This window comes from Succinimonas amylolytica DSM 2873 (assembly GCF_000378405.1).
Classification (GTDB): domain Bacteria; phylum Pseudomonadota; class Gammaproteobacteria; order Enterobacterales; family Succinivibrionaceae; genus Succinimonas; species Succinimonas amylolytica.
In genome coordinates, this window is the sequence record NZ_KB899638.1 from 1 (window position 1) to 8,096 (window position 8,096).

At 46.2% G+C, this 8,096-nt stretch carries 12 protein-coding genes and 1 pseudogene; 5 read left to right on the top strand and 8 right to left on the bottom strand.

Translation table 11 applies throughout. The features are described from left to right. Positions 1-392 precede the first annotated feature (392 nt). The 5 genes and pseudogenes from F557_RS23485 to F557_RS0112815 form a co-directional block, all read right to left on the bottom strand. A complete protein-coding gene (locus F557_RS23485; protein WP_019002621.1) occupies positions 393-926 on the bottom strand; it encodes a type II secretion system protein in 534 nt (177 codons plus the stop codon). Between the two features lie 220 nt (positions 927-1,146). Then, a pseudogene (locus F557_RS23685) lies at positions 1,147-1,269 on the bottom strand (type II toxin-antitoxin system mRNA interferase toxin, RelE/StbE family); the annotation flags it as partial. Then, entirely contained in the window at positions 1,224-1,427 is a 204-nt protein-coding gene (locus tag F557_RS19935) for a type II toxin-antitoxin system RelE/ParE family toxin (protein ID WP_425425341.1), read from the bottom strand. The gene F557_RS19935 and the pseudogene F557_RS23685, both read right to left, overlap by 46 nt. Positions 1,428-1,460: 33 nt before the next feature. Next, the gene (locus tag F557_RS19940) at positions 1,461-1,706 is read right to left on the bottom strand and encodes a type II toxin-antitoxin system RelB/DinJ family antitoxin (RefSeq protein ID WP_019002622.1); all 246 of its coding nucleotides are present in this window, start codon (positions 1,704-1,706) and stop codon (positions 1,461-1,463) included. Between the two features lie 142 nt (positions 1,707-1,848). Next, positions 1,849-2,067 (bottom strand): hypothetical protein, encoded by a 219-nt coding sequence (locus tag F557_RS0112815; RefSeq protein ID WP_019002623.1) that lies wholly within the window; start codon positions 2,065-2,067, stop codon positions 1,849-1,851. A gap of 154 nt (positions 2,068-2,221) precedes the next feature. Between F557_RS0112815 and F557_RS0112820 the strand changes: the two genes are divergently transcribed. The 5 genes from F557_RS0112820 (at position 2,222) to F557_RS0112840 (ending at position 3,426) form a co-directional block, all read left to right on the top strand. After that, positions 2,222-2,518, top strand: a complete 297-nt coding sequence (locus F557_RS0112820; protein ID WP_019002624.1) for a hypothetical protein — start codon at positions 2,222-2,224, stop codon at positions 2,516-2,518. Positions 2,519-2,560: 42 nt separating this feature from the next. Continuing rightward, positions 2,561-2,704 carry a hypothetical protein gene (locus F557_RS22745; protein ID WP_019002625.1) on the top strand — a complete coding sequence of 48 codons (144 nt, stop codon included), beginning with the start codon at positions 2,561-2,563 and terminating at the stop codon, positions 2,702-2,704. A 54-nt stretch (positions 2,705-2,758) separates the two neighbouring features. Beyond that, positions 2,759-2,932: a hypothetical protein gene (locus tag F557_RS22325; protein ID WP_019002626.1), complete on the top strand. Its 174-nt coding sequence runs from the start codon at positions 2,759-2,761 to the stop codon at positions 2,930-2,932. A gap of 91 nt (positions 2,933-3,023) precedes the next feature. Then, positions 3,024-3,248 (top strand): hypothetical protein, encoded by a 225-nt coding sequence (locus tag F557_RS0112835; protein WP_019002627.1) that lies wholly within the window; start codon positions 3,024-3,026, stop codon positions 3,246-3,248. Next, positions 3,241-3,426, top strand: coding sequence for a hypothetical protein (locus F557_RS0112840; RefSeq protein WP_019002628.1), 186 nt, complete (start codon positions 3,241-3,243; stop codon positions 3,424-3,426). The genes F557_RS0112835 and F557_RS0112840 overlap by 8 nt, the downstream gene beginning before the upstream one ends. Before the next feature lie 189 nt (positions 3,427-3,615). Here the strand turns inward: F557_RS0112840 and F557_RS23490 are convergent, their stop codons facing one another. The 3 genes from F557_RS23490 to F557_RS0112855 form a co-directional block, all read right to left on the bottom strand. After that, complete coding sequence (locus tag F557_RS23490; RefSeq protein ID WP_084761659.1) at positions 3,616-4,113, bottom strand: type II secretion system protein; 498 nt, start codon at positions 4,111-4,113, stop codon at positions 3,616-3,618. A gap of 408 nt (positions 4,114-4,521) precedes the next feature. Continuing rightward, positions 4,522-7,029 carry an inositol phosphate phosphatase SopB gene (locus tag F557_RS0112850; protein ID WP_019002630.1) on the bottom strand — a complete coding sequence of 836 codons (2,508 nt, stop codon included), beginning with the start codon at positions 7,027-7,029 and terminating at the stop codon, positions 4,522-4,524. 79 nt (positions 7,030-7,108) lie between these two features. Further along, positions 7,109-7,642 (bottom strand): type III secretion system chaperone, encoded by a 534-nt coding sequence (locus F557_RS0112855; protein WP_019002631.1) that lies wholly within the window; start codon positions 7,640-7,642, stop codon positions 7,109-7,111. Positions 7,643-8,096: the final 454 nt, after the last annotated feature.

Consider the following 8,096-nt stretch of genomic DNA (forward strand, 5'->3'; position numbering starts at 1 on the left):
CCTTCACGCATACTCCTCGCTACTACGGCCTCTGCTGACTTCCTGCCATTCGTTGTTACTACCCATTAATGAGCTGACAGGATCTCCTCGGGTAAGCCCTACATCTTTCCTCCCACCACTGCCACCTTTACATTCAGAGTTTCCGTCTGGCTATCGGACTTCGAGTTATTTTGCACTCTTATCCACTCTGCCTGCCTGAAGTGATTCCTGTACGTCAGTTCGGGATTTCACTATTGCTTCTTTCAGCTATTACATTACTGTAACCACCTTGCAATTCGCTAACACTTACCACCAGCGGTCGTGTTCGGGACTCTCACCCTACAGATATAGAACATGCCGAGCACACAAAGAAAAGGCCCATCATGAAGACGGGCCTTGCGGGATAGGTCGGGTTAACAGCCGGAGGTGAAAGACTTGATGCTCAGGTCACCGGTTGTTAAATTTTGCTCGTAGGCAACTCTACAGTTACCATGGGATTTTTCATAGTTACTGCAATACCAAATTGAACCATCGTCTGCAATACTAGGATCTTTGATATAGAAGTCTGTGTATATAAGATTATCATTAGTTTTAGGGCAATCAAACCAGTCATTGTCAAAGTCAGCATCAATTAAAGCCTCTATAGAAGGACTGACATTACCTTGAACATGTTGTCCTTTGTGCAGTCTGATTGTACTGCCCTCAATTATTATTTGTGCATTAGCATCTCCGGTTGATAGTTTTTCTTTTCCCTCAAGCACCGCTTTTCCATAAACCATCTGATCCATGGATTTTAAAGCTGCTTCCATGCCTTTAAGGGCGCTGGCTTTAGCATCACTTTGCAGATCCATAAACTTCGGAGCGGCAACGGCGGCAAGAATGCCGAGAATTACGATAACGACGATAAGTTCAATAAGGGTAAAACCATGGGAGGATTTAATTTTCATGAAGGAATCCTGCCTTAAAAAATAGAGACTCAACTCTCACCAGTATATGAATATAAAGCCCCGTATGCAAGTCCTTCCTGATGATTCTTCAGCCGGAAAACTATTCCTGCTCTCTTTGGGATAAGCATTGGACGTTCGGCAGAGCAGAAAAAAAGAAAAGGCCCATTATGAAGACGGGGATTGTGGGAGATAGGTCAGGATAGCAGTCGTTGGAATGAGTTTACCTTCCAAACAGATCACTGTGGGTGCCTGTTCTGGTAAGAGTCTGTATCAGCAGTCGTTCTTCAATGTGGTAGATTAGAAGCCAGTCCGGCTGAATATGACATTCACGATAACTCGACCAGTTTCCTGATAATGGGTGATCTCTGTTCTCTTTGGGAAGTTCTTCGCCTCTAGATAGTTTTCTATCTCATCAAGAAGTTCTATATTAAGGTTTCTTTTCCTGGCTAACCTGTAGTCTTTATTAAATTGACCGGTCCAGGAAACATCGTACTTACTCATTCTTCTTTTAATTCCTTCAAGGCTTCTTCAACGTCAGAGTAGCCGCTTTGCTTCGGGATCTTTGGCTATGTTTTCAGCTTCAATCATCGCCATTATCGTTTCCTTGTTTGGTTCCTCCAAACGAACATTGAAAGGAAACCCGCCTGCTCGCAGAGATTGACGCATAAAAACATTGAAGGCAGTAGCCAAATTAATTCCGAGTTCATTGTACATAGCTTCGCACTGGCGTTTGATTTCGCGGTCAACCCTGAAACTGTAATTCACTGTTGATGAAGTCATAGTAACCTCCTTCTTCTTTACATTTCATAGGTTAATTGCGAATATATTGTATGTTAAATGCAATTATTTTGCATTGGATTTGCAGTACGTTTTACAATCAGTGCCTCCTCTCTGTCATGACTGATATCGAGGAGTTTTAAGATTAGATTTCCACAATGTCTCCGGTCTTGAACTCGAATGTCATCCTGTCGGGATGCACGGTTAATTTCCTGATCCAGTGCATTACCAGAGTCTCATCAAACTCTGTGAGCTCCGCGCTCTGACCTCTGATGAATTCCCTGAAGTCCGGCGGCAGGAAAATACAGAAAGAAGGGCGTGAAAGATCCCCTGCTAAAGCGTCATGTCCGAAGATGTCGGGCATGGCGCTTTAGATTTCCAGGGGAAGTCCGGCCATGATCTGCCTTTCAGGATCGCAAAATCCTCTCATATCTTTATGAAAACATTTTTAAAAACATTTCCTGTAACTGGAATGGATGGAAATCCCTTGCTGTTAACAAGTTCAGGAGGTAATGCTTATGCGGCATGAAGTTAAGTTTTTTGCTCTCGGTTTGTCTCTGTTTCTGGGGCTGGCCGATGCGGCGGAAGCTGATGCCGGAGTGATTCATGAGGAGAACGCCACCGTCTATACCGGAAACTTTGCGGTAATTGAAAAGACCGCCGGAGATGCCGCCGCACAGTCTTCTGAGGATAATCTCGGCATGCTGGGAGATTATGCGGTGGTTAAGGGAGAGAAGAATCCTCATCATCTGGCATATGTCAGAAAGAACAGCGGACAGGGCTACCTTATTCTGGATAGCCTCTATGTCAAATGACCCCGCAAGTATCCATGCGCGATCCCGGAGGAGTACCGCGCTGTGAAGCTTTCTTCCCGGCTTTACGAGGTGCCGGTATCCGACTATGAATCTTGGAGGAAGATGCGCGAAGATCTGCGGAAGATTCCTGGCGTTATCAAGGTTGCGGAATCCTATGGCTACGGCTTTAAACCGGATTTGAAGTAGGGCAGTCATCCTATTAGGACACTCTTAGTCTCATAAAGAACAGGAAAACCAGTAATGAACATGAAAAGATTCAGCTTTACCAAAACCGCTGCGGCCATGGTCGTTATTCTGGCCGGAACCCTGATGACAACGGGCGGCGGCGGATCCAAGTCCGGGAACGCTTCCGGGGATAACCTCATTCTGGAATTCCTGGCGGCGATTATCTTACCGGAAAACCTTACCGGGTAACCGCAAACAAAAGTCTCCGGGACATCAGCTGCGCATACGGCGTTCTTTCGAAGATCAATACCGCAACAGCTGAGGAGGCCAGGGAAAACGAGTGGGTCAACGTTCTCCCGGAGGAGCATTTCACCTTCTGCGATCTCAGCTATACGGACTGAAATCATACACCGGGAGATGCCGGGTACCTTTGGCCAACGGCGCAGACACGGAGACTGAAAAGAAGCCTGCCATTACCGATCTCCTGTCTCTGGATGAGCGGCATCTCTGCAGCATCGGAGAGAATCCCTACGGCGATTACCGCAGAAGCGCTCAAGGTGGCTGACTTTAACGTGATTCCCGCCTGGAGTACGATTCCGGAGGATCGGAAGACTCAGTCTGACGGTACCGGAGTTATGTGGTGGCCTCTGACGCCCCTGGATAATAATGAGGAGCTCAGAGATCAGATTTACAATCCTGGAATCCCCGGAAGCGAAGATATTGTCAATACTGGAATATCATAGGAAGAGGTACAGGAGGTGCCATCGTCCAGTCATGACACCAGCGTGGCCGGAATCATCACTCCTTCCGGCATGAACGATTTCGGGGTAAGAGAACAGGAACGGTTTTGCTGGAAGAAGGCCTTGTGCTGTCGTGGAGGTAGAAAACAGAAAAGGACCATCATGAAGACGAGCCTTGCGCGATATGTCGGGTTAGCAGCCGGAGGTACTGGCTTTGATAATGAGTTCATCCCGGACATTGCTTCTCTTGTAGAGCAGAGAGCACCTGTCCTGATAGAGATCCCGGTACTCCTGATCCAGCGTGAGGCCGGAATCTTTGATGAAGATATAGAGCTCGTAGTAGTCGCCTGACGTTTTTGGGGATACAAACCAGTCATTGACCAGATCAGCATCCGTTTCCTGCATAATCTGGTGCGCATCCATCAGATGGCCGAATCTGGTTCGCACCACCCGGTCCTCTACGGTAAATTCCGCATTAAGATCCTTATCCTTGCCCAGAATCACCGCCTTGGAATAAACCACGGAATCAGCTGATTTCAGTACGCCCTCAAGACCATGAATGGCTGCAGCTCTGGCATCACCCCGGAGGTTCATGAATTTCGGGGCTGCCGTGGCAGCAAGGATTCCCAGAATGACAATAACAACCACAAGTTCAATAAGTGTGAAGCCGGAGGAGGGTGTCGTATTCATGGCAGTTGACCTCTCTGGTGAGCGCTGATTTTCCGATCTGCGGTGGCGGCTTAAAGCACTAATTTCCATGACTTCATGAGAAAGTGCCCTCAAACGCCTGCTATTCCGGAATTGCCTGTTCTCCATGCTTTCAGGAACATGAAGAGCCTGGGACACGTGTTCAGATAAATGGCCGCAATATGATGGTATCACATCATAAAAAAATTTTCTGAGGGAGCTGTTGCAAATCCTGGGCTCTTTGACGAATCCGGAACCGTCAGAAGAAAATGCCGGCAGGGAACCGGCACGATGTAATGAACAGAAAACGGGATAGGGATACCTCACAGGAGAAGGGCGGTTCTTTCTCTGAAGGAAATGAGACCGCACCGCAATACTTAAGGAGAGATTTCCCGTACCTCCTTCCAATAATCAGGACTTTACATACTCGCTGGCACCGGCGTAGAACTTGAAGAGTTCCTTTCCTCCCAAATGATTGATCACACCAGGCAGGCTGTTAACCTTAGAGCCTTTGAGCCCGGTATTCATCTGGTGCACCTCGAGATTTCCGGAATGTTTTACCAGCTGGTCAAAATTCTGGATGTCATTCGTTGTGGAATAAGTCTGACCGCTTAGAACACGCATAACCGAGCTGGAGTTGGTCAGATACTCATTTGGAGTAAGATTGTCATCTTCAAGCCTGGTCAGTTTCACTGCCAGCTGCTTGGTGATTATATCCATATGACCGGTACGATCCTTCCCGCTCTTGCAGTTATAGCAGCACACATTGCCAATCATGTCATTGAGCAGGGCCAGCCGGGCAGGAAGCTCAAAGGCATCAATGTTTTTGTTGCGGAAATTGTTGTTCTGCATGAGGATATTTATCTCGTGTGCCAGAACAAACACCTTTTTCTTCTCTGCCAGAGAAAGATTTTTTCTCAGGTATTTGCCCAGATCCGAATCAGCACTGATGAGCTGCGTAAACTCCGTATACTGCTGCTCAAACGGCTCACGCGATTTCAGGCGATCCGGACTTGAATTACGGTTCATAAAATCGGGGCCGAACATTTTCGTGAAGCTTTCGCTGTTTTTGCCGATGCTGTTGGCATTGTCCCACACGAATTTTCCGAATGTGCCGTGGGAATACTTGTTGCAGGGCGAAATGAAGGTGCGGAGATTTACCTTAACCCATACCTCAGTATTATTTATCATCAGTCTGATGGGGCCGGGCTGGCCATTTTCGCTTCTGGTCAGGGATTCCAGAGCGTGCATCTGCTTCAGAGCCATGGTTTTTTCGTCAAAAGAAGGAACGCTGATAGGATTCACCAGATTAACTGACGTAAGATTAATTTCCAGAGGATGGTCCCTGGTGGCAGTGCCGATCTGATTAGCAAAGCGATCATTTACAATAGTGGTCAGGAGCTGTCTGGCCTTGTTCTCGGCATTATGCTGACGTGTTGTGTCATCCTTGACCTTTATGGAATCCAGAATGCCGTGCCGGTATCCGGAGAACAGTTTTTTGCCATGTTCGTCCGAGATTTCCGACCGGAAGCAGTTGGTAAGATCCGGGGACTGCAGGGCGGTACTGGGATTGCCATTTACTCCTGGACCGTACAGGGCGGGGTTCATTAGCTTGGCAGGAGTAAGCTTGCAGCGGAAATTCTTCTGTTCATTACCATTTACAGCCAGGGACAAATCACGGGAAATTTCCTGCCTCCATACATCCTGGGCTCCCATAATCTGGGCAAACCTGGTCATAACGCAGTTCTTGTCCGGAGCAAAGCCCTGAATATGAAGCTTTCCGGCAATATCCTTAATCTGCTTGCCAGCATCTTTTCCCATGCTTTTGAATAGCTCAAGAAAACTTTTCGGAACACTGTCTCCATCCTGAAGATGATAGCCCTCCAGACGGTTACTGTGGCCTTCATAGGTGTTTTTTATATGCCTGAGTTTTTCCAGAGCGGTGTTACATTTATCAATAAATGCACGATCATTGCTGTCATTCCTGGCGATGGTAATATTAGCTATTGCCTGATTAACAGTATCAGTAACCGCTTTTATCTTGGCATTGAAGCCATTTTTGAAATTACCATAAATATTTCCGTCATTGCTTCTGGCAACCTGGCAGTCACGGATCTTGGCATCAAGTCCGTTTATAATGGTATTAATTCGGGTCTTAATGTTCTGGATCACCACGTTCAGTTTTGTGGCATCATCCGGAATCGCATCACTGAACCCACCGACCTTATTCGTAACATTTTCAAGGAGAGTATCAAGCTTATTCTTGCACAGATTCAGCTTTTCCTTGGTATCGTTAAGAATTTTTTCCAGATTGTCGAAGGCCCGATCGCCTTTTATAGCACTGGCGGTAAAATCCTTCGGGATTCCATTTATGAGATTTCTGACAGCAGTAATCTCGCCACGAATCAGCATATGGGTTTTGCAGGGCGACATGAATTTGTTAAGTGACGTAAGGATGTCGGCCTGGTCGCTGCCATAATAGGAATTCTTATGCCCCAGCTTTTTGATCTGCGACAGATCAAGCATTTTGTTGGAATTAATGATAGAGTTTGCACTTGCGGCCAGAGAATGCTTATATTCGTTTACTGCATTCTTGATATTTCTGAGGTTATCCAGTGTGAGACGCTTTTTGCCTGAAATATTCTTTGCAGATATAAAACGGCTGAAAATCTCCAGACCTTTGGCGCCGATATCTCTAACCAGCGCGTTGCGAAGAATATTAACACTGACCTGAGTTTTTTCGGTGAGGGTCTGGTTAATCGCCTTTCCGAAAATATGACCGCGGCTCTCATTGCTTTCGGTTATGCGGCCGTCGGCATCAAGCATTACCTTTGTCTTGCCACTAGCATTTGCATTCTGATCAGGAATATTATCCAAAAAATTTGGGACCTGTCTGTTCACGAGAGATACATCAGTCATTTCAGCCTCCTAGCTAAAAGCTCATTGTAATAATTCCTGGCGACCCAAAACAGTCGGCACAAAAAAGAACAATTCAGGACTAAACCTGGAGTATCTGGGCACTTAAATCTGGCCCGCTGTTCTTAATGCTGTCCTCTTCGGTCTCTTCATCTTCAGGAATGTAAATGTCATTTTCATAAAGTTCCTGTTCTTCCTTGGCGTTTTCCAGAACTTCATTCTTCAGGTCTGCATACCAGGCAGTCAGATACTCGCAGCTTTCGGCATAGCCAAGCAGAAATTCTGAAAAGGACCTTTCACTGGAGTCGGTATAGCAGCTCTGAAGGACAATCCGGGTATCATCAACCATGGACAGAGTATTACCGGAAGTGGCATCCCACATAAAGTTCGCCTTCATAAGCTCTCCCAGAAGATGCAGTGCTGCCATGGGGTAGGAATCCGGAATTTCTCCGATAACCGCCGCAGTCAGCAGTCTGCCATCATCAGGAACAAAACGGAGATTGATAATCAGTTCACCATCAACGAGACCAATCTCGCAGCAATAGTTCTCATCCAGCTCAACAGTCTGGTCTCCAATCGCTTTAAGCAATTCGTTTGTTTTCTCGAGAGTAAGCATTAAAATCCACCATGAATAAGAGTCAGCTTATAAGATGCCGTTATGCCTTCCGGAAAACTGGTTAAGCCAGTCTGTTACTGTGTTAACGGCAACATATTTTCAAGGTTACACAATTTTAAGCATTACTGCTGTGACCAATATCATGACACTTTAAACAGCAGAAAGGAAACAGGAACCGGCGCAGCTTTTTCAGGAAAATGCGGGAGTTAATGAAGTCGTCTTCATTCCCATAATATCTTCAGGAAATCATTATTTAGCGAATTTAAAATCAAATATCTATATAACTGAACACCTCTTATGAAATCTAAAAGGAGTGGATGAAACGGCCTATAATTCATTGCAATCAAATTACAATTGATATTCCTCAGTGTCAGGGATACCGCATACGAGAGCGTTTATCATGCCTTTTTACTGGGAGTTCTCGGGATTGCCGCCAAAACCTCAGGACTGGAAA